The sequence below is a fragment of the Micromonospora sp. CA-259024 genome (genome assembly GCF_050936255.1).
Lineage (GTDB): Bacteria > Actinomycetota > Actinomycetes > Mycobacteriales > Micromonosporaceae > Micromonospora.
Window position 1 is genome coordinate 531,747 of record NZ_JBNJND010000002.1, and the last position, 19,743, is coordinate 551,489.

General features: G+C 69.7%; 20 protein-coding genes. 4 read left to right on the forward strand and 16 right to left on the reverse strand.

The features are described 5' to 3' along the window. Positions 1 to 106: 106 nt before the first annotated feature. Complete coding sequence (locus tag ACQEUX_RS21765; RefSeq protein ID WP_433051328.1) at positions 107 to 1,012, forward strand: ABC transporter ATP-binding protein; 906 nt, start codon at positions 107 to 109, stop codon at positions 1,010 to 1,012. Then, a complete protein-coding gene (locus ACQEUX_RS21770; protein WP_433051331.1) occupies positions 1,009 to 1,854 on the forward strand; it encodes an ABC transporter permease in 846 nt (281 codons plus the stop codon). Before ACQEUX_RS21765 ends, ACQEUX_RS21770 begins: the two co-directional genes overlap by 4 nt. 54 nt (positions 1,855 to 1,908) lie before the next feature. Here ACQEUX_RS21770 and ACQEUX_RS21775 read toward each other — a convergent pair whose 3' ends face one another. Next, positions 1,909 to 2,757, reverse strand: coding sequence for a 3-hydroxyacyl-CoA dehydrogenase family protein (locus ACQEUX_RS21775; RefSeq protein WP_433051334.1), 849 nt, complete (start codon positions 2,755 to 2,757; stop codon positions 1,909 to 1,911). Positions 2,758 to 2,836: 79 nt separating this feature from the next. Beyond that, positions 2,837 to 4,279: a UDP-N-acetylglucosamine 1-carboxyvinyltransferase gene (gene murA, locus ACQEUX_RS21780; protein WP_433051337.1), complete on the reverse strand. Its 1,443-nt coding sequence runs from the start codon at positions 4,277 to 4,279 to the stop codon at positions 2,837 to 2,839. Between murA and ACQEUX_RS21785 the strand changes: the two genes are divergently transcribed. Next, positions 4,278 to 4,850 (forward strand): cob(I)yrinic acid a,c-diamide adenosyltransferase, encoded by a 573-nt coding sequence (locus ACQEUX_RS21785; protein ID WP_433051340.1) that lies wholly within the window; start codon positions 4,278 to 4,280, stop codon positions 4,848 to 4,850. The two genes, murA and ACQEUX_RS21785, sit on opposite strands and share 2 nt — an antisense overlap. 225 nt (positions 4,851 to 5,075) lie before the next feature. Here the strand turns inward: ACQEUX_RS21785 and ACQEUX_RS21790 are convergent, their stop codons facing one another. The 13 genes from ACQEUX_RS21790 to glyA all read right to left on the reverse strand — a co-directional run bounded on the left by ACQEUX_RS21790 (position 5,076) and on the right by glyA (position 16,060). After that, on the reverse strand, positions 5,076 to 5,531 hold the full coding sequence (locus ACQEUX_RS21790; RefSeq protein ID WP_433051343.1) for a DUF2550 domain-containing protein: 456 nt from the start codon (positions 5,529 to 5,531) through the stop codon (positions 5,076 to 5,078). Positions 5,532 to 5,543: 12 nt separating this feature from the next. Next, positions 5,544 to 5,825 carry a F0F1 ATP synthase subunit epsilon gene (locus ACQEUX_RS21795; protein WP_433051346.1) on the reverse strand — a complete coding sequence of 94 codons (282 nt, stop codon included), beginning with the start codon at positions 5,823 to 5,825 and terminating at the stop codon, positions 5,544 to 5,546. Positions 5,826 to 5,913: 88 nt separating this feature from the next. After that, positions 5,914 to 7,056, reverse strand: a complete 1,143-nt coding sequence (locus ACQEUX_RS21800) for an LCP family protein (protein WP_433057045.1) — start codon at positions 7,054 to 7,056, stop codon at positions 5,914 to 5,916. 222 nt (positions 7,057 to 7,278) lie between these two features. Beyond that, positions 7,279 to 8,715 carry a F0F1 ATP synthase subunit beta gene (atpD, locus tag ACQEUX_RS21805; RefSeq protein ID WP_433051349.1) on the reverse strand — a complete coding sequence of 479 codons (1,437 nt, stop codon included), beginning with the start codon at positions 8,713 to 8,715 and terminating at the stop codon, positions 7,279 to 7,281. After that, complete coding sequence (locus tag ACQEUX_RS21810) at positions 8,715 to 9,644, reverse strand: F0F1 ATP synthase subunit gamma (protein ID WP_433051352.1); 930 nt, start codon at positions 9,642 to 9,644, stop codon at positions 8,715 to 8,717. Before ACQEUX_RS21810 ends, atpD begins: the two co-directional genes overlap by 1 nt. Before the next feature lie 4 nt (positions 9,645 to 9,648). After that, positions 9,649 to 11,301: a F0F1 ATP synthase subunit alpha gene (gene atpA / locus ACQEUX_RS21815; protein WP_433051355.1), complete on the reverse strand. Its 1,653-nt coding sequence runs from the start codon at positions 11,299 to 11,301 to the stop codon at positions 9,649 to 9,651. Between the two features lie 139 nt (positions 11,302 to 11,440). Beyond that, positions 11,441 to 12,262 carry a F0F1 ATP synthase subunit delta gene (locus ACQEUX_RS21820; RefSeq protein ID WP_433051358.1) on the reverse strand — a complete coding sequence of 274 codons (822 nt, stop codon included), beginning with the start codon at positions 12,260 to 12,262 and terminating at the stop codon, positions 11,441 to 11,443. Then, positions 12,262 to 12,801, reverse strand: coding sequence for a F0F1 ATP synthase subunit B (locus ACQEUX_RS21825; RefSeq protein WP_433051361.1), 540 nt, complete (start codon positions 12,799 to 12,801; stop codon positions 12,262 to 12,264). Before ACQEUX_RS21825 ends, ACQEUX_RS21820 begins: the two co-directional genes overlap by 1 nt. A gap of 26 nt (positions 12,802 to 12,827) precedes the next feature. Beyond that, a complete protein-coding gene (locus ACQEUX_RS21830) occupies positions 12,828 to 13,055 on the reverse strand; it encodes an ATP synthase F0 subunit C (protein WP_074314047.1) in 228 nt (75 codons plus the stop codon). Between the two features lie 63 nt (positions 13,056 to 13,118). After that, positions 13,119 to 13,916: a F0F1 ATP synthase subunit A gene (gene atpB / locus ACQEUX_RS21835; protein WP_433051364.1), complete on the reverse strand. Its 798-nt coding sequence runs from the start codon at positions 13,914 to 13,916 to the stop codon at positions 13,119 to 13,121. A gap of 11 nt (positions 13,917 to 13,927) precedes the next feature. Then, positions 13,928 to 14,164 carry an AtpZ/AtpI family protein gene (locus tag ACQEUX_RS21840; protein WP_091405894.1) on the reverse strand — a complete coding sequence of 79 codons (237 nt, stop codon included), beginning with the start codon at positions 14,162 to 14,164 and terminating at the stop codon, positions 13,928 to 13,930. 188 nt (positions 14,165 to 14,352) lie between these two features. After that, positions 14,353 to 14,763: a hypothetical protein gene (locus ACQEUX_RS21845; RefSeq protein ID WP_433057047.1), complete on the reverse strand. Its 411-nt coding sequence runs from the start codon at positions 14,761 to 14,763 to the stop codon at positions 14,353 to 14,355. 7 nt (positions 14,764 to 14,770) lie between these two features. Next, complete coding sequence (gene glyA / locus ACQEUX_RS21850) at positions 14,771 to 16,060, reverse strand: serine hydroxymethyltransferase (RefSeq protein ID WP_433051368.1); 1,290 nt, start codon at positions 16,058 to 16,060, stop codon at positions 14,771 to 14,773. 35 nt (positions 16,061 to 16,095) lie between these two features. Here glyA and ACQEUX_RS21855 point away from each other — a divergent pair, with 35 nt between their 5' ends. Further along, positions 16,096 to 17,559, forward strand: a complete 1,464-nt coding sequence (locus tag ACQEUX_RS21855) for an SDR family oxidoreductase (RefSeq protein WP_433051370.1) — start codon at positions 16,096 to 16,098, stop codon at positions 17,557 to 17,559. Positions 17,560 to 17,570: 11 nt separating this feature from the next. Here ACQEUX_RS21855 and ACQEUX_RS21860 read toward each other — a convergent pair whose 3' ends face one another. Further along, positions 17,571 to 19,685 carry a transglycosylase domain-containing protein gene (locus ACQEUX_RS21860; protein WP_433051373.1) on the reverse strand — a complete coding sequence of 705 codons (2,115 nt, stop codon included), beginning with the start codon at positions 19,683 to 19,685 and terminating at the stop codon, positions 17,571 to 17,573. Positions 19,686 to 19,743 lie beyond the last annotated feature (58 nt).

The following is a 19,743-nucleotide window of genomic DNA, read 5'->3' on the forward strand; positions in this document are numbered from 1 at the left end:
CACACAGGTCCATGTCGGGGACGTCCGGGTGGGAAGCTCCCGCAGTGGCGCGGACCGCCACACCCCGGGCACGACCCCGCCCCGGCCAGGACGCACACTGGACGTCATGGATGACGAGCTGGCCATCTCCGTCCGAGGGCTGCGCAAGGCGTACGGCGACAACGTGGCGGTGGCGGGCGTGGATCTCGACGTCCACCGCGGCGAGGTGTTCGCCCTGCTCGGCCCGAACGGCGCCGGCAAGACCACCACCGTGGAGATCCTGGAGGGCTACCGCCGCCGGGATGCCGGCGAGGTCGCCGTGCTCGGCGCGGACCCTGAGCTTGCCTTCGGGTCGCGACTACGGGGCTCGCAAGCTCGCTCCTCGCGCAACCCACGACACCCGGATCCAGGCTGGCGGTCCCGGGTCGGCATCGTGCTCCAGGGCACCGGCGAGTTCGACGAGCTGACCGTGGCCGAGGTGATCCGGCACTTCTCCGGCTTCTACCCCGACGCGGACGACCCGGACAAGGTGATCGCACGGGTCGGGCTGGCTGGCAAGGCGAAGGCCCGCACGCACACCCTCTCCGGCGGGCAGAAGCGCCGCCTCGACGTGGCGCTGGGCATCATCGGCCGCCCCGAGTTGCTCTTCCTCGACGAGCCGACCACCGGCTTCGACCCGGAGGCCCGCCGCGAGTTCTGGGAGCTGATCCGCGATCTCGCCGCGGCTGGCACCACCATCGTGCTGACCACCCACTACCTGGACGAGGCGGAGGCGCTCGCCGACCGGGTCGGTGTGATCGCCGGCGGCCGGCTGGTCGAGGTGGCCGCACCGAACCAGCTGGGCAACCGGCAGGAGGCGCTGGCGACGGTCTCCTGGCGTACCCCGGACGGGACGCCAGAGAGCGCGCAGAGCGCCACGCCGACGGCCCTGGTGGGCGAGCTGGCCGCGCGTTACGGCGGCGAGATCCCCGGGCTCACGGTGACCCGGCCGACCCTGGAGGACGTCTACCTCACCATGATCGGACACTCATGACCGTGACGACGAAGGCGGCGCCTCCGCTGGCCGCCCGCCCGGCCCGACGGCTGGGCCCGGGTGCTCTCGCCCTGCGGCAGGGCCGGCTGGAGATCACCCAGTTTCTGCGGAGCCGGGAGTCCGTGGTGTTCACCATGGGCTTCCCGATCATCATGATCCTGATCTTCGCCTCGATCTTCCGCGGGGAGATCGGTGGCGGGGTCAAGATCACCCAGTACTTCATCACCGGCATGATCGCGACCGGCCTGATGACGGTGAGCTTCCAGAACCTCGGGATCTGGATCCCGATCGAGCGGGACCGGGGCGTGCTCAAGCGCTACCGGGGCACACCGATGCCGAAGTGGGTCTGGTTCGCCGGCAAGGTGATCATGGTAGTGGCGATCGGCATCGCCGAGACCGCGCTGCTGCTCGCGGTCGCGGTGGCGCTGTTCGACCTCGACCTGCCGGGCACCGCCGGCAAGTGGTTCACCTTCGGCTGGGTCTCCGTGCTCGGCGTGACCGCGTGCACCCTGTGCGGCATCGCCATCTCGTCGCTGGCCCGCACCGCCCGCAGCGGCTCGGCGGTGGTCACCCCGGTCGCCCTGGTGCTCCAGTTCATCTCCGGGGTGTTCTTCGTCTTCACCGACCTGCCCACCTGGATGCAGCAGGTGGCGGCGCTGTTCCCGCTCAAGTGGATGTGCCAGGGGCTGCGGTCGGTCTTCCTGCCCGAGAGCTTCGGCACTCAGGAACCGGGCGGCTCGTTCGAGCTGGGCCGGGTCGCGCTGGTGCTGGCCCTCTGGTGCGTGATCGGTGTGGTGCTCTGCCTGACCACCTTCCGTTGGACCACCAAGCGCGACGGCTGAGCGGTCGGGAAAGGGGCGGGCGCGGTGCGCCCGCCCCTTTCCCGTCGCCAGGACTCAGTACGTGTAGAAGCCCTTGCCGGTCTTGCGGCCCAGATCGCCGGCGGTGACCATCCGCTGGAGCAGCTCCGGCGGGAAGAACTTCTCGTCGGCGGTGTCGGTGTAGATGTTCTTCGAGGCGTGCAGCAGCACGTCCACGCCGGTCAGGTCGGTGGTGGCCAGCGGGCCCATCGCGTGCCCGAAGCCCAGCCGGCAGGCGGTGTCCAGGTCCTCGGCGGACACCACGCCCGACTCGACCAGCTTGACCGCCTCCACCACCAGGGCGGAGATCAGCCGGGTCGTGACGAAGCCGGCGATGTCCCGATTGACCACCACCACCGTCTTGCCGATCTCCTCGGCGAAGGCCCGCGCGGTCGCCAGCGTGGCGTCGCTGGTCTTGTACCCGCGAACCAGCTCGCAGAGTTGCATCATCGGCACCGGGGAGAAGAAGTGGGTGCCGACGACCGCCTCGGGCCGCTCGGTGACCGCGGCGATCTGGGTGACCGGAATGGCCGAGGTGTTGGTGGCGAGCACCGCGTCCGACTTGCAGATCTTGTCCAGGGCGCGGAACACCTCGTGCTTGATCTCCAGCCGCTCGAAGACCGCCTCGACCACGATGTCCGCGTCCGCCGCGGCCTCCAGATCGGTGGTCGGGGTGATCCGGGCGAGTGTCGCCTCGACCTCCGACGCCTCGATCCGGCCCTTCTCGGCGAACTTCTCCAGTGACTTCCGGATGCCACCGAGCCCTCGGGTGGTTGCGGCGTCGTCCAGGTCGCGCAGCGTCACCTGCCAGCCCGCCTGTGCCGCCACCTGGGCGATGCCGGAACCCATCAACCCGGCCCCGACGACCGCGAGTCGACCCGCCATCTACTTCTCCCTCGCTGCGATTGAGTGCCTGCCTGCACCCTAGTCGGCGAGCCTGAACGATGGCTCAGTGGCTGCGGTGTCAGATCTCCAGCGAGGGCTCCTCCGGCGTGGTGCCCCGCTCGACCGCCACCCCGAGTGCACGCAGGTCGGCCACGAAGTCCGGGTACCCCCGGTCGACGTGGTGCACGTGGGAGACCTCGGTGACCCCCTCCGCGCAGAGCCCGGCGATGATCAGCCCCGCGCCGGCGCGGATGTCGGTGGCCCGCACCGGGGCACCGGAGAGCCGGTCCCGCCCCCGGACCACCGCGTGGTGCCCGTCGGTCTTGATGTCCGCGCCGAGCCGCATCATCTCGTTGGCGAACATGAACCGGCCGTCGAAGATGTTCTCGGTGATCAGGGAGGCGCCGTCGCTGACCGCGGCCAGTCCGATCGCCATCGGCAGGAGATCCGTGGCGAAGCCGGGGTACGGCAGCGTCACCACGTCCACCGCCCGGGGCCGGTCGTCCATCCGCACGCGGAAGCCGTCGCCCCGGGTCTCCACCAGACCGCCGGCCGCCACCACCTTGTCCAGCGCGACCTCCAGGATCGCCGGGTCCAGCCCGGTCACCGTCACGTCGCCCCGGGTCATCGCCGCGCCGAACGCCCAGGTGCCGGCGACGATCCGGTCCCCCACCGTGGCGTGCCGGACCGGTCGCAGCCCGGGCACCCCGGTGATCCGCAACGTGGACGTGCCGGCGCCGGAGATCCGCGCGCCCATCTGGTTGAGCATCGTGCAGATGTCGACGATCTCCGGCTCCCGGGCCGCGTTGTCGATCATCGTGGCGCCCTGGGCCAGTACCGCCGCCATCACCAGGTTCTCGGTCGCGCCGACGCTGGGGAAGTCCAGCACGATGTCCGCGCCGCGTAGCCCGTGCGGGGCGGAGGCGATGACGAACCCGTGCTCACCGGAGATCTCCGCGCCCATCCGGGTCAGGCCGGAGATGTGCATGTCCAACCCACGTGACCCGATGGCGTCGCCGCCGGGATGGGCCACCCGCACGTATCCCCGGCGGGCCAGCAGCGGGCCGAGCACACAGATCGACGCGCGCAACCGTCGGACCAGGTCGTAGTCGGCGTCCGCACCCGGCTGCTCCGGCACGTCGATGGTCACCGATCGGGATCGGGCCACGCCACCACGGGCGACCATCGGGTCCACCGGGTCGTCCGCGTCGAATCGGACGTCGCAGCCCAGTCGACGCAGCACCTCCCCCATGATCGCGATGTCGGTGATCCGTGGGACGTTCGTGATCACGCTGCGGCCCGGTGCGAGTAGCGCGGCGGCCATCAGCTTCAACGCCGAGTTCTTGGCACCGACCACGTGCACCGTGCCGGCCAGTCGGGCGTCACCGTTGACCCGGATGACGTCGACATCGTTGACGGCCGGATCGCCGGCATCGCCGGGGCCCACCACCACCGGCCAGCCGGAGGTGGTGTCCGGCCGCGCCGGGATCGTCAGATCGGGAATCCGTAGGCTGTGCGTCATGGCCGTCCACCTCACGCGCATCTACACCAGGGCCGGCGATGCCGGCATGACCAGGCTGAGCAACAACGAGCAGGTACCGAAGACCGATCCACGGATCGCCGCGTACGCGGATGTCGACGAGTGCAACGCGGCGGTCGGCGTAGCGCTCGCCCTGGGCAACCTCGACGAGGAACTGCGCGGCGTGCTGGCGTCGGTGCAGAACGACCTGTTCGACGTCGGCGCCGACCTGTCCACCCCGGTCGAGCCGGAGCCGAAGTACCCGCCGCTGCGCGTGACCGAGGAGTACGTCGAGCGCCTGGAGGGCTGGTGCGACGAGTACAACGCACGCCTGAGCAAGCTCGACTCCTTCATCCTCCCCGGCGGCACCGCGGGTGCGGCACTGCTGCACGTGGCGCGGACCATCGCTCGGCGTGCCGAACGGGCGGCGTGGGCGTTGGTCAGCCACGACTCGGAGCGGACCAGCACGCTCCCGGCAAAGTATCTCAACCGGCTCTCCGATCTGCTCTTTATCCTGTCAAGAACGGCAAATCCGGCGGGAGATGTGCTATGGGTGCCGGGCGGCAAGCGCTGAACGTCGGCGCGCTGCACCACGTCGAGGTGTGGGTTCCCGATCTGGCCACCGCCACGCGTCGTTTGGCCGGCCCGGTCGGACCTTGATCAACTCCGGATCAGCGAAATCGGGGTGCCCAAGCAAGCGGGACACCCCGATTTCACCAAAACGGTGTCGATCAACAAGCCTGACCGCCCGGAGCCGGGCGGGCTCCCCGGAAACCCCAACGGCGACCAAAGACGAAGATCAGGCAGCCGGCCAGTCCTGGGAGGCCATACGCGGCGAGACCGCCCCCGGAGGGGCGGCCTCGAGCCAGGAGAGGAAACCGGTCACGGTCGACCGCGCCATGGCGATCTCCACCGGTGCGTGGTGACTGGTACAGCGGAGGATGACCCAGTCGGCCGGCATGGAGAGCCGTTCCTGACCCTCGGGCAACCGACGGCGCTCCACCGCGAGCCCCTTGCGCGACAGCACCCGTTTGGGCCGGATCGCGAAGCTGAACATCCGGTACCAGCGCAGCTCGTCACCGGCGAACCGGCCGAAGCCGGGCGACCAGCCACGGCCGTCGAGCATGGTGGAGACCCGGACGCTGAGCCGGATGATGCCACCGCTACGGGTGACCAGAGCCCGCCGGACGAACAGGGTGAGAAGCGCGCCGAGGATGACGACAACGCCGATCCCGAATCCTTCGACGATCTCCATCCCCGGTACGGCTCAGCGGCTCTGCGCGGAAACCGGGGTTGCGCTCTCGGCCAGCACGATGACGCCGTCGGCGCTCACCGAGAGGAAACCACCGGCCACGTCGTAGGAGACCTGCTCCCCGCCGGCAAGCTTGATGCGCACCTGACCGGGCTCGGCGAGCTGGCCGAGCAGCGGCGCGTGCCCCGGCAGGACACCGAGCTCGCCTTCGGTCGTCCGGGCGACGACCATCTCGGCGTCACCGGACCAGACCTTCTCCTCAACGGCGACGAGCTCGACGTGAAGCTGCTGTGCCACGCTGTCTCCTTGCTGCGGCGATGGATTGCCGAAAGTCTAGCCTGACGCCGACACGCTCCCAACGCGGGTGGGGAGAACCGCGCCACGTCTACTTGGTCTTGTTCAGGAATTCCGGGTGCTCCAGCAGGAACGGGTCGAGTTGCTCGCTGTGCAGGGCCGCGAAGAAGTCCGGGACCCCCGCCTGGAACTGCTCGCCCAGGTATTTCTTGCCTTCGTACAGCCCACCACCGGGGAGCTTGATCATCTGGATGGTATTGGGGCGGATGTCCTTCAGGGCGAGCCCGAAGTCGACCACGCTGTTGCCCCGACCGTTGAAGATCAGCGACTGGCCGGCGGCGCGGAGCACCTTGTCCAGCTTGATCGGGTTGGACACCACGTCCGCGCTGAACGCCTGACCGACCATGGCCTTGACGAACTGCTGCTGGTGGCGCTGCCGGCCGTAGTCGGAGTCCAGGACACCGTTCTGCGGGTAACGCTGCCGGACGTAGTCCAGTGCCTGCCACCCGCTCAGGTGCTGGTTGCCCTTCTTGTAGACCGCCTGCGGGCCGACATAGCCCGAGCCGCGCGTGTTGCCCGGCCGGGGCTTACCGTCCGGCTGCTTGTGCTCGGACTTCACGTCCCGCTCGATGTACATGTCGACGCCGCCCATCGCATCGACGATCTTCTGGAAACCGGTGAAGTTGATGATCGCCCCGGCGTCGAACCGCTTGATGCCGGTGACGTTCTGCACCGTGGTGGCCAGCAGTTCGAAGCCTCGCGCCGCGTCGGGGTTCGCCCCCGGCACGCGACTGCCGAACGACATGGCGGCGTTGATCTTCGTGGTCTCGCCCGGGAAATTGGCCTTCTTGAACGCCGGGATGTCCACGTAGAGGTCCCGCGGCATCGAGAACAGATAGGCCCGGTCCATCGACGCCGGCACGTGCAGCACCATGATCGAGTCGGCCAGCGGAGCCGCCGTCGGCGTACGCGGGTCGATGCCGACCAGCAGGATGTTGAGCGGACCCTTGATCTCACTCTTCTTCGCCTGGGCACCCGCCGCCTGGTCGCCGAACAGGTCGGCCTTGCCGACCGCCCCCTCGTAGCGCGCCATGAGCACCTCAGTGCCGACCAGCACCGCCCCGCTGAGCACGGTCAGCACAGTGCCGAACACCGTGCAGATCCTGGCCCAGCGCGGCACACCCCGCCAGACGGACGACTTGCGGCCACTCTTGCCGGCCTTACCCACGAGCAGCTCCGTTCGTTACGCCCACAGGGAGGAAGACGGGCGCACGTCGTCGAAAGGTTGCAAAGATCAACGCTCGTTCAGGTGAACGCGCGCAACGACCGTATCTCGGGTGGCTCGGAAGTGACGGCCATGAGTAACGGACCGCGACGATGATAGGGCGCGAAGATGAACAAAAGACTGCCCCGGCGTTGCCGGGGCAGTCTTTTTGTTACGGATCCGATGGGCTTGTCAGCCCTTCATCAGCTCCTCAGCCTTGCGCTCCAGGTCCTCGAGACCGCCGCACATGAAGAACGCCTGCTCGGGGAAGTGATCGTACTCACCCTCGCTGATCTTGCGGAACGCCTCGATGGTCTCCTTGATCGGGACCGTCGAGCCCGGCACGCCGGTGAACTGCTCCGCGGCGTAGGTGTTCTGCGAGAGGAAGCGCTCGATCCGCCGCGCGCGCTGCACGGTGATCTTGTCTTCCTCGGAGAGCTCCTCGATACCGAGGATGGCGATGATGTCCTGCAGATCCTTGTAGCGCTGCAGGATCCGCTTCACCTCGGTGGCGACCTGGAAGTGCTCCTGACCGACGAACTCCGGGGCGAGGATCCGGGACGAGGACGCCAGCGGGTCCACGGCCGGGTAGATGCCCTTGTCGGAGATCGACCGCTCCAGGTTGGTGGTCGCGTCCAGGTGGGCGAACGTGGTGGCCGGGGCGGGGTCGGTGTAGTCGTCCGCCGGCACGTAGATCGCCTGCATGGAGGTGATGGCCTGGCCCCGGACGGAGGTGATCCGCTCCTGGAGCTCGCCCATCTCGTCGGCCAGGGTCGGCTGGTAACCCACGGCGCTCGGCATACGGCCGAGCAGGGTGGACACCTCCGAACCAGCCTGCGTGAAGCGGAAGATGTTGTCGATGAAGAGCAGCACCTCCTGCTTCTTCACGTCACGGAAGTACTCCGCCATGGTCAGCGCGGAGAGCGCCACCCGCAGCCGGGTGCCCGGCGGCTCGTCCATCTGGCCGTAGACCAGCGCGGTCTTGTCGATGACGCCGGACTCGGTCATCTCGGCGATGAGGTCGTTGCCCTCACGGGTGCGCTCACCCACGCCGGCGAAGACCGAGGTACCGCCGAAGTTGCGGGCCACACGGGTGATCATCTCCTGGATGAGCACCGTCTTGCCCACGCCCGCGCCGCCGAACAGGCCGATCTTGCCGCCCTTGACGTACGGGGCGAGCAGGTCGATGACCTTGATGCCGGTCTCCAGCATCTCGGTCTTCGGCTCCAGGTCCGCGAAGGCCGGGGCCTTGCGGTGGATACCCCAGTGGTCGTCCGGGGTCAGGGTCTCGCCCTCTTTGAGGTTGAGCACCTCGCCGATCGCGTTGAACACGTGGCCCTTGACCGCGTCTCCCACCGGCACGGTGATCGGCTCACCGCGGTCACGCACCTCCGCGCCGCGAACCAGGCCGTCCGTCGGCTGCATCGAGATGGCGCGGACCAGGTTGTCACCCAGGTGCTGGGCGACCTCCAGGGTCAGCGTCTTCTCACCGCCGGACAGGCTCACCGTCACGTTCAGGGCGTTGAACAGGGCCGGCATGGCGTCGCGCGGGAACTCGGCGTCGACGACCGGGCCGATGACCCGGACCACGCGACCCGTGGCCGTCTTGGTCTCTACTGGTGCAGTCATCACACTTCACTTCCCGACGCGGCCAGCGCGTTCGCGCCGCCGACGATCTCGCTGATCTCCTGGGTGATCCCGGCCTGGCGGGCCGAGTTCATCTCACGCGTGTACTTGTCGATCATGTCTTCGGCATTGTCGGTGGCGCTCTTCATCGCCCGCCGCCGTGCCGCCGACTCGCTCGCCGCCGACTCGATCAACGCCGCGTAGATCCGCGTGTTGATGTACCTCGGCAGGAGCGCGTCGAGCAGCGCCTCCGCCTCCGGCTCGAACTCGTACGCCGGCAGCAGCCCCTCGGAGCGCGGCCGGTCCTCGACCTGCATCGGCCCGAGGATCTTGGCAACCGGGGACTGCGTCATCAGCGAGTGGAACTCGGTGTAGACGATGTGCAGCTCGTCGACGCCGAGCACCCCGTCCGCCCCGGCGCTGCCGTCGGCGTCGTCCGCACCGGCCGTGAACGCCTTGATCAGCGTTTCACCCACCGTGCGGGCGTCCTCGAACGACGGCTGCTCGCTGAACCCCGTCCAGTTCGCCTCGATCGGCCGGTCGCGGAACCGGTAGAACCCGACGCCCTTACGCCCGATGACGTAGAGCACCGGCTCCTTGCCGTCCGCCCGGAGCCGCGCGATGAGCGACTCCGCCGTCCTGATCGCGTTGGAGCTGTAACCACCGGCCAGGCCACGGTCGCTGGTGACCAGCAGGACGCCCGCCCGCCGCACCCGCTCACGCGGGGTCAGCAGCGGGTGGTCGATCCGCGCGTTGGACGCCAGCGCCGTGAGCACGCCGGTGATGGCCTGGGCGTACGGCAGGGACGCCTGCACCCGGGCCTGGGCCTTGGCGATCCGGCTCGTCGCCACGAGCTCCATCGCCTTGGTGATCTTCTTCATCGACTTCGCCGAGCGGATCCGTTGACGAAGAACGCGTACCTGGGCCGCCATGGGATCAGCTCTCGGCCGGGCGGTCGGTCGCGCCGTCGCGGAAGCGGGTCACCGTCTCGCGGTTCTCGTCGCCCTCCAGCGGCGCGGCCGGCGCGTCGTTGACCCGACGCTCGTCCGCCTTACCGAGGAAGACCTGCTTGAACTCGCTGATCGCGGCGTCCAGGGAGCCGATGATGTCGTCGTTCCACTGGTTGTCGGCGATCCCGGCCAGCACACCCGCGTGCTTGTGCCGCAGGTACTGGAGGAACTCCGACTCGAAGCGCCGGATGTCACCCACCGGGATGTCGTCCAGCTTGCCCTCGGTGCCGGCCCAGACCGAGACGACCTCGTCCTGCACCGGGTACGGCGAGTAGTTCGGCTGCTTGAGCAGCTCGACCAGCCGGACACCGCGGTCCAGCTGGGCGCGGGACGCCTTGTCCAGGTCGGAGGCGAACGCGGCGAACGCCTCCAGCTCGCGGTACTGGGCCAGGTTGAGGCGCAGCGAACCGGCAACCTTGCGCATCGGCTTCACCTGCGCGGCGCCACCGACCCGGGAGACCGAGGTGCCGACGTTGATCGCCGGACGGACGCCCTGGTTGAACAGGTCCGTCTCCAGGAAGATCTGACCGTCGGTGATCGAGATGACGTTGGTCGGGATGAAGGCCGAGATGTCGTTGGCCTTCGTCTCGATGATCGGCAGACCGGTCATCGAGCCGCCACCCAGCTCGTCGGAGAGCTTCGCGCAGCGCTCCAGCAGGCGGGAGTGCAGGTAGAAGACGTCACCCGGGTACGCCTCGCGGCCCGGCGGGCGGCGCAGCAGCAGCGACACGGCCCGGTACGCCTCGGCCTGCTTGCTCAGGTCGTCGAAGACGATCAGGACGTGCTTGCCGCCGTACATCCAGTGCTGCCCGATGGACGAACCGGTGTACGGGGCGATGTACTTGAAGCCGGCCGGGTCGGATGCCGGGGAGGCCACGATGGTGGTGTACTCCATCGCGCCCGCCTCCTCCAGCTGGCCCTTGATGGAGGCGATCGTGGAGGCCTTCTGGCCGATGGCGACGTAGATGCAGCGAACCTGCTTCTTCGGGTCGCCGGTGCGCCAGTTGTCCCGCTGGTTGAGGATGGCGTCCAGGGCGACCGTGGTCTTACCGGTCTTCCGGTCGCCGATGATCAGCTGCCGCTGGCCCCGACCGATCGGCGTCATCGCGTCGATCGCCTTGATGCCGGTCTGCAGCGGCTCGAACACCGACTGCCGGGACATCACGTTCGGAGCCTGCAGCTCCAGCTCGCGGTAGCCCTCGTCGGCGATGTCACCGAGACCGTCGATCGGCTGGCCGAGCGCGTTGACCACGCGGCCGAGGAAGGCGTCGCCGACCGGCACGGAGAGCACCCGGTCGGTGCGCTTGACGCGCTGCCCCTCCTCCAGCTTCGCGGCGTCACCGAGAACGACGACACCGATCTCCCGGACGTCGAGGTTCAACGCCACGCCGAGCGTGCCGTCCTCGAACTCCAGCAGCTCGTTGGTCTTGGTCGAGGGCAGGCCCTCGACGTGGGCGATGCCGTCACCGGTGTCGGCGACGGTGCCGACCTCCTCGCGGGAGACGTCGGACGAGTAGGAGGAGACGTAGCGCTCCAGGGCGCCGCGAATCTCCTCCGTCGAGATGGTCAGCTCGGCCATCCTCTGCTTCCTTAAAATTCAGGGGCCCGGGATACCTAGTACCAACCGGTCCGAATGGCGTCTGTCAATCCGGGCGCTGAGCGGCAGAGCCGCCCCGACTGGGCGGCGGAGCCACTCAGCCGCTGGGCGGCGGAGCCGTTCAGCGCTTCGCGAGCGCGTTGCGGGTCTCGTTGAGGCGGCGCAGGATGGTGCCGTCGTACAGATCGGAGCCGACCCGGACGCTCACGCCACCCAGGACGGCAGGGTCGACCGTCTGCTTGACGGAGACCTCTCGACCGTATATCGCGGTAAGGCTCGCACCCAGCCGGCGCTCGTCCTCGTCACTCAACGGGGCCGCGACGGTCACGTACGCCACCTGCCGGTCACGCCGGTCGGCGGCAAGCTCCACCAGCCGGGTGAGCGCACCGTTGAAGGAGCGCCCCCCGAACCCGCCGAGTGCGACCTCGACGAGGCGGACGGTGACCGGGCGGGCCTTGTCGGCGAGCAGCTCGCGGGCCAGGGTGGCCCGCTGCTCGACCGGGGCGGCCGAGTCGGCGAGCGTGTTGCTCAGCGCCGACTGACCGGCCACGACCTGACCGAAGCGGAACAGCTCGTCCTCGACCTCGCCCAGCTCGCCGGCCTTGTCGGCGCTGGCGAGCAGCGCCTCCACGCCCAGCCGCTCGGTGCCGTCGAGCAACTCCGATGGTGCCGACCAACGGCCGGAGACCAGCGCCACGAGCAGGTCGAGCGCGTCGGCGCCGATCCGCCCACCCAGCATGTCGCCGAGCAGAGCGCCGCGATCCTCGCCGGAACGAGCCGGCTCGGACAGCGCCCGGCGCAGCCGCGGCTCACGCCGCAGCAGGGTCGCCACGGAGAGGATGGCGTCGGCGGTGGAGGCCACCGCCGACGGCTCCGCGCCGCGGACGTACGCGTCGAGGCGCTCGGCCGCGACCTTGTACGACTCCCGGCTGGCGGCCTGCATCAGCGGGCCCCCGTGCTCTCGAGACCGCTCAGGAACCGGTCGACGGTGCCCTTGCGCCGTGCCTCGTCGGCCAGCGACTCGCCAACGATCTTGCTGGCCAGGTCCACCGCGATCGTGCCGACCTCCGCACGCAGCTCGCGCACGATGGTGGCCCGCTCGGCGGCGAGCGCGTCCTTGCCGGCCTGGATGACCCGGTCGGACTCTTCCCGCGCCTTGGCGAGGATGTCCTGCCGGATGCCCTCGGCGTCGGCACGAGCGTCGTCACGGATCTTGGCGGCGTCGGTCCGGGCCTCAGCGAGCTGCGCACGGTACTGCTCGAGCAGCTGGTTCGCCTCGGCCTGAGCGGCCTCGGCGCGCTTGATGCCGCCCTCGATCGCGTCGACCCGGGCCTGGAACGTCTGCTCCATGCGGGGGAAGACGAACTTCATCAGCACGAAGCAGAGCACGGCGAAGGCGACCGTGCCAACCACGATCTCCTGCCAAATCGGGATGATCGGGTTGTGGGTCGACTCACCACCCTCAGCGGCGAGGAAAATCATGGTTACCTCCCGGTCTAGGGGCGGGATCAGCCGGCCCAGATGAAGCCGAAGGCGATGCCGAACAGCGCCAGCGCCTCGATGACGGCGAAGCCGATCCAGACGTACGGCAGGGTCATGCGGGACGACTCGGGCTGGCGGGCCGTCGACTGGATGTAGGCGGCGAAGACCAGGCCGACGCCGATGCCCGGGCCGATGGCCGCGAGGCCGTAGCCGATGGCGGCGGTGCTGCCCTCTACCGCGGCGACGTAATCCATTAGTGGTTCCTCCTGGTTATCACGCGTGACTCTCACGCGGGACGACAACGGTTGGTGCGTGGATCAGTGCTCTTCGGCGAGCGCGCCCTGGATGTAGCTGGCGCTCAACACGGTGAAGACGTATGCCTGCAGGACGATGACCAGCGCCTCGAGAAGGGTCAGCGCCACGGTCATCACCCAGGAAACCACCGAGATCGGCGCCAGCCAGGCGTTGGCGTTGAGCATCGCGAAGCCGCCGAGCGTGAAGACCAGCAGGAGCATGTGGCCGGCGAACATGTTCGCGAAGAGACGGACGGCGAGCGAGAACGGCCGGATGATGAAGGTCGAGAACGCCTCGATCGGGACCAGCAGCGGCAGGATGTACCAGGGTGCCGGCGGGATCAGGGCGTGCTTGAAGTATTTGACGAAGCCGTGGTGCCGGATGCCGATGTAGTTGAACAGCACATAGCTGAGCACCGCGAGGATCGCCGGGAAGGCGATGTGCGAGTTCGGCGAGATCTGGAAGAACGGGATGATCGCGAACGCGTTCGTCAGCAGCACGAAGCAGAACAGCGTGGTGAAGTACGGCGCGAACCGCACGCCCTGGTGACCGATCATGTCGACCGAGATGTTGTTCCGCACGAAGCCGTAGATCGACTCGGCGAACCACTGCTTCTTGGTCGGAACCAGCTGCGGATTCCGGTAGGTCGCCAGGAAGAAGATGATCAGGACGCCGACCGCGATCCAGATCATCGCCGTGAACTTGGTGATCCAAGGAGCGTTTTCCGCACCCCAGGGCAGGATGGCGGGCAGGTAGAAGTCGTCCACACTGGGTGGGAATGCCGCCTGGCCTGCTGCCAGAACGTTCGCCTGTCCGAACACCGTGTCCCTTCCTAAGTAGGCGTGCCGAGCCGGCGGACGACGAGGATGATCCCCCCGGTCACGCCGAGCACGACGCCGATCCCGGTGGCGACGCCACCGGTGTCGAGCCACTGGTCGACCAGCCAGCCGATGAAACCCCACACGAGCATGCCTCCGATGAGGTAGCTGAGCGCGGTCCAACCCTGACCGGCACCGGACGGATAGTCGTCCGGTTCACCGGCGGGACGGGGGGTTTGGTCACCAGCCATGACGGGGCGAACGATATCAGCCGGGAAGACGAGGCTGTGCCTCACCCCCCGCACAACCGTGGTTGTGTGGGCTTCTCGTGGGCGCCGTCGTCTGTGGGCACGCTACTCCCCTTCCGCCCGTCGGAAAATGACCGGAGGCCGACACATTGCCGCGCGTCCGCTGGGTGGGACGACCGGCAGATCGCAGGTCAGCCCCGCGGCCGACGCGCGTGCACCGTGGTCAGCCACCAGAGGTGCACCGCTGTCCACACTGCCACCCCGGCGACGATGCCGAAGCAGAGCGGGATCAACCCGGGCCAGCCGGTGGATGCCACCGCTACCAGCACCACACCCAACAGGGTGAACTTCAGCGCATACAGGCCCAGCCCGAGCGGCAACAGCAACTGCGGGTTGATCTGGTCGGCCCGGGCCAGCACCACCGTGGTGAGGGTGTAGCTGAGCACCGTGACGCCCACCCCGGCCGCCGCGCCGAGCGCGGCCGTCGCGCCGCCGGTCGCGCCACCCACCACCGCGGCGACCGCGGCCAGGGCGGCCGACGCGCCCAGGAGCACCGGCAGGTGTCGCAGCCGCCAACGCCGGTCGGTGACGGCCTCGACCATCCCGGGCTCAGCCACGGGGGTACGCCGGAAACGCCGCGACCAGCTCGGCCACCTCGGCACCGAGCCGGGTCAGCTCGTCGGCGCCGCCCGGTGCCCCGGGATCGGTGCGCACCGCACGGGCGATCAGGGTGGCCACCTGTCGCAGCTCCCCCTCCCGCATGCCCTGGGTGGTGACGCTCGGCGTACCCACCCGGATGCCGGAGGCCACCATCGGCGGCTGCGGGTCGTACGGGATGGCGTTCTTGTTCAGGGTGATCGACGCGGCGTCGCAGCGTCGCTCGGCCTCCGCGCCGGTCACCCCCGACTCCCGCAGGTCGATCAGGGCGAGGTGGGTGTCGGTGCCACCGGACACGGGGCGCATCCCCTCGTCGGCCAGCCCGGCGGCGAGCGCCTGGGCGTTGCTGACCACCTGCCTGGCGTACGTCTGGAACTCGGGCTGGGCGGCTTCGCGCAGCGCGACCGCCTTGGCCGCGACCGCGTGCATCAGCGGGCCGCCCTGGGTGAACGGGAAGACCGCCTTGTCGATCCGCGGGGCCAGCGACTCGCGGCAGAGGATCATGCCTCCGCGCGGGCCGCGCAGCACCTTGTGGGTGGTGGCGCAGACGACGTCGGCGTACGGAACCGGGGACGGGATCGCCCGGCCGGCGACCAGGCCGATGAAGTGCGCCGCGTCCACCATCAGGTACGCGCCGACCTCGTCGGCGATCTCGCGGAACCGCGCGAAGTCGATCAAACGGGGGTACGCGGTCGCGCCACAAATGATCAGCGTGGGTCGGTGCGCCCGCGCCAGGTCCCGTACCTCGTCGTAGTCGATCAACTCGGTGTCCGGCCGGACCGGGTAGCCGACCGGGTGGAACCACTTGCCGGAGAAGTTCACCCGGCTGCCGTGGGTGAGGTGCCCACCGTGTGGCAGGTCCATCGCCAGCACGGTGTCCCCCGGCTGCACCAGTGCGGCGTACGCGGCCAGGTTGGCGCTCGCCCCGGAGTGCGGCTGGAGGTTGGCGTGCTCGGCTCCGAAGAGCTCCTTGGCCCGGGCGATGCCGATCTCCTCAGCCCGGTCCACCTCGGCGCAGCCGCCGTAGTAGCGCCGGCCCGGGTAGCCCTCGGCGTACTTGTTGGTCAGCGTCGAACCGAGCGCGGCCAGCACCGCCGGCGAGGTCAGGTTCTCGCTGGCGATGAGCTGCAGGCCACCCCGCAACCGGTCCAGCTCGCCGAGGACCACCCCGGCGATCTCCGGGTCGGTGGCCCTGAGCTGCGCGAAATCCGGCCCCCAGAAGGTGCTCGTCTCGGTCTCCACAGCGAACGAGTCTAGGGGGCCGCACACTGGGAACCGTGAGATGCCTCGTCACCGGTGCCACCGGATACATCGGTGGTCGACTGACGCCACTGCTGCTCGCCGACGGGCACACCGTGCGCTGCCTCGCCCGCAAGGCGGTACGTCTGCGTGACGTGCCCTGGGCCTCGGCGGCCGAGATCGTCCAGGGGGACCTGAGCCGGCCGGAGACGCTGCCCGCCGCGTTCGCCGACGTGGACGTCGCCTACTTCCTGGTGCACTCGCTGGGCCGGGCCGACTTCGAGGAGGCCGACCGGACGGCGGCCACGAACTTCGCGGCGGCGGCCCGCGCGGCCGGCGTACGCCGAATCGTCTACCTGGGCGGCCCGGAGCCGGCGCCCGACGCCGAGGTGCCGTCACCGCACCTGCGGTCCCGGGCCGAGGTGGGCCGGATCCTGCTGGCCAGCGGGGTGCCCACGGCGGTGCTCCGCGCCGCGGTGATCATCGGTTCCGGCTCGGCGTCGTTCGAGATGCTGCGCTACCTGACCGAGCGGCTTCCCGCCATGGTCACCCCGCGCTGGGTCGGCACCCGGATCCAGCCGATCGCGGTCCGCGACGTGCTGCGCTACCTGGCCGGCTGCGTCGAGCTGCCGCCGGAGGTCAACCGTGGCTTCGACATCGGCGGGCCGGACGTGCTGACCTTTCGCGACATGATGCAGCGCTACGCCCGGGTGGCCGGGCTGCGCCGGCGGATCATCGTGCCGGTGCGCCCGCTCACCCCGTCGCTCTCCTCGCACTGGGTCGGCCTCATCACGCCGGTGCCGAACGCGATCGCCCGTCCCCTGGTGGAGAGCCTGATCCACGAGGCCGTCGCCCACGAACACGACATCGCCCGGTACGTACCGGACCCGCCGGACGGGCTGACCGGCTTCGACGACGCGGTGGCGCTGGCGCTGGCCAAGGTGCGCGACGCCCAGGTGGAGACCCGTTGGTCGACCGCGAGCGGCCCGGACGCGCCCGCCGAGCCGTTGCCGAGCGACCCGGACTGGTCCGGCGGCACCGCCTACACCGACGTCCGCGAGAGAACGGTGGACGCTCCACCGGCGGCGCTCTGGCGGGTCATCGAGGGCGTCGGCGGCGAACACGGCTGGTACTCGTTCCCGCTCGCCTGGTCGATCCGCGGCTGGCTGGACCGGCTGGTCGGCGGGGTGGGGCTGCGTCGAGGCCGACGCGACCCGCATCGCCTGCAGGTCGGTGAGGCGCTGGACTTCTGGCGGGTCGAGGAGATCGTCCCGGGCGAGCTGCTACGACTGCGCGCCGAGATGCGGTTGCCCGGCCGAGCCTGGCTGGAGATGCGGGTGCTGCCGGGCGACGGCGGCCGCAGCCGCTACCAGCAACGCGCGGTCTTCCTGCCGCGCGGGCTGAGCGGGCACGCCTACTGGGGATCGGTGGCACCGTTCCACGCGGTGGTCTTCGGCGGCATGGCCCGCAACATAGCCCGCAACGCCGAACGATCGCCCTGACCACCGCCGGGTCAGTTGCCGGTGCGGGCTCCGGTGAGCTGGAAGGCGGTGCGTTCGCTCGGTGGGACGAAGTCGCGTACCGGCTGGTCGCGCAGGGCGACGGCGAGCACCTCGCCGACCGCGTCCACCATGCGGCCCTGCACCGCCTGACCGACCGCGTCCCGGGGATTGTCCGGGTTCGCCGCCATCGAGGCGACCGCGAGCTGCGGCGTGAACGCCACGACCGTCTCCGTCTCGTACCGCTCCGAGCTTCCGGTCTTGCCGGCCACCGGGCGGCCGAGCTTCGCGCGCAGGGCAGGTGCGGTGGCACCGTCACACCGCCCGTACATCGACTGGTCGCCGACCGGGCAGCGGGCCGCGTCGGTGGCCGCCCGCGCCACGTCGGCGTCGAGCACCTGCCGGCAGTCCGGCTTGGCGGCGTCGACCGGCCGCCCGCCCGAGTCGGTGATCGAGACCACCGGCAGCGGCGCGCACCAGGTCCCCTCGGCCGCCACCGTGGCGTACGCGGTGGCCAGGTCCAGCGGCGTGGTCGCGGCCACACCCAGGGTGAACGGGCCCCAGTTCTTCGCGCCGTAGCGGGCCAGCCGGGCGTCGGAGTCGGCCCGGAGCACGATGCCGAGCCGCTCGGCCATCTCCACCACCCGGTCGGCGCCGACCCGCTCGGTGAGCCAGGCGAAGTACGTGTTCACCGAGCGGCCGAACGCGCTCCACATGGTGCGGGGGCCGTCCATCGACGACGGGTTGGAGTTCGCCGGGCACCAGCGACCGTCGCAGCTCGCCCCACCGGTCACCGGGAAGTTGGTGAGCAGCTGGGTCGGCGCCACGAAGTCGGTCGACAGCGGCAGGCCGGACTCCAGGGCGGCCAGCATGGTGAAGAGCTTGAACGTCGATCCACCCTGGTACCCCTCGATCGCACCGCCGCCGGCGATCAGCTGGTTGACCGTGTTGGGGTGGTTCCTCTGCCCGACCGGGTTGTCCGCCACGCTGTAGGAGCGGTTCACCGACATCGCCAGCACCCGCCCGGTGCCCGGCTGCACCACCGCGGTCGGCAGCGCCTCGGCATTCGTCGGTGGATATATCTTCAGCACCTGCTCGGTGGTGGCCCGCTGCACCGCCGGGTCCAACGACGACACGATGGAGAAGCCACCCCTGCGCAGCGTGCGCTGCCGCTCGTCGGCGGTCGCCCCGAACGCGGACTGGCTGCTCCACCAGCGCGTGAACCAGTCGCAGAAGAAACCCCAGTCGTTGTGCGTCTCGGGCACCGCCGTGCAGTCGTTCGGGGTCTGGCTGGGCCGTAGCTGCAATGGTTCGGCCCGCGCCAGCGCCGCCGCGTCCGCCGGCACCTGCCCCGACTCCACCAGCCGCTCCAACACGTACGACCGCCGCATGAGCGCGCTGTCGGCGTCGCCGTTGATCGGGTCGTCGCTGTCCGGCGACCGGACCAGGCCGGCCAGCAGCGCCGCCTGGGCCAGGGTCAACTCGGCCGGCGACCGGGAGAAGTAGCGCTTGCTGGCCGCCGCGATGCCGTACGCCCCGGCGCCGAAGTAGGCGATGTTGAGGTAGCGGGTGAGGATCTCCTCCTTGTCGAGCTCCCGCTCCAGCGCGAGCGCGTACCGCATCTCCTGGATCTTGCGGACGGTGGTGACCTCGGTGGCCGCCTGGCGCTGTTGCTCGGTCAGCCGAGGGTCGCTGCTGAGCACGTTGCGGACGTACTGCATGGTCAGCGTGGAGGCACCCTGCCGGGTGTGGCCGTCGCGCTTGTTGACGGTGAACGCGCGCACCACGCCCCGCAGGTCCACCCCGCTGTGCTGGTAGAAGCGGACGTCCTCGGCGGCCACGATCGCCTGGCGCATCACCGGGGCCACCTCGCGCAGCGGCACGTCCACCCGGTCCTCCTGGTAGAAGGAGGTGATCAGGGTGGTGCCGTCGTTGGCGTAGAGGTTGGAGCGCTGGGCGGTGGGCGGTGTCCGGAGCGTGTTCGGCAGCTCCGAGTAGGGCGTCGACAGGGCGCTGAAGCCGATCCCGAAGACCAGGGCCGCCGGTAGGGCGGCCGCGGCCAGCACCAACCCGGCCAGCACTCCAGCGATTACCACGGTCAGCAGTTTGTCGAGTTGGGCCCGGATCATCAGCTCTCCCCGCAGGAGCCGGTCACGCTAGGACCCGTTCAGAATGACCCGGAACGCC

Coding starts and splice junctions, on each gene's coding strand:
- ACQEUX_RS21765 (WP_433051328.1), top strand. CDS start 107: ATGGATGACGAGCTGGCCATCTCCGTCCGAGGGCTGCGCAAGGCGTAC.
- ACQEUX_RS21770 (WP_433051331.1), top strand. CDS start 1,009: ATGACCGTGACGACGAAGGCGGCGCCTCCGCTGGCCGCCCGCCCGGCC.
- ACQEUX_RS21775 (WP_433051334.1), bottom strand. CDS start 2,757: ATGGCGGGTCGACTCGCGGTCGTCGGGGCCGGGTTGATGGGTTCCGGC.
- ACQEUX_RS21785 (WP_433051340.1), top strand. CDS start 4,278: ATGGCCGTCCACCTCACGCGCATCTACACCAGGGCCGGCGATGCCGGC.
- murA (WP_433051337.1), bottom strand. CDS start 4,279: ATGACGCACAGCCTACGGATTCCCGATCTGACGATCCCGGCGCGGCCG.
- ACQEUX_RS21790 (WP_433051343.1), bottom strand. CDS start 5,531: ATGGAGATCGTCGAAGGATTCGGGATCGGCGTTGTCGTCATCCTCGGC.
- atpD (WP_433051349.1), bottom strand. CDS start 8,715: ATGACTGCACCAGTAGAGACCAAGACGGCCACGGGTCGCGTGGTCCGG.
- ACQEUX_RS21810 (WP_433051352.1), bottom strand. CDS start 9,644: ATGGCGGCCCAGGTACGCGTTCTTCGTCAACGGATCCGCTCGGCGAAG.
- atpA (WP_433051355.1), bottom strand. CDS start 11,301: ATGGCCGAGCTGACCATCTCGACGGAGGAGATTCGCGGCGCCCTGGAG.
- ACQEUX_RS21820 (WP_433051358.1), bottom strand. CDS start 12,262: ATGCAGGCCGCCAGCCGGGAGTCGTACAAGGTCGCGGCCGAGCGCCTC.
- ACQEUX_RS21825 (WP_433051361.1), bottom strand. CDS start 12,801: ATGATTTTCCTCGCCGCTGAGGGTGGTGAGTCGACCCACAACCCGATC.
- ACQEUX_RS21830 (WP_074314047.1), bottom strand. CDS start 13,055: ATGGATTACGTCGCCGCGGTAGAGGGCAGCACCGCCGCCATCGGCTAC.
- ACQEUX_RS21840 (WP_091405894.1), bottom strand. CDS start 14,164: ATGGCTGGTGACCAAACCCCCCGTCCCGCCGGTGAACCGGACGACTAT.
- ACQEUX_RS21845 (WP_433057047.1), bottom strand. CDS start 14,763: ATGGTCGAGGCCGTCACCGACCGGCGTTGGCGGCTGCGACACCTGCCG.
- ACQEUX_RS21860 (WP_433051373.1), bottom strand. CDS start 19,685: ATGATCCGGGCCCAACTCGACAAACTGCTGACCGTGGTAATCGCTGGA.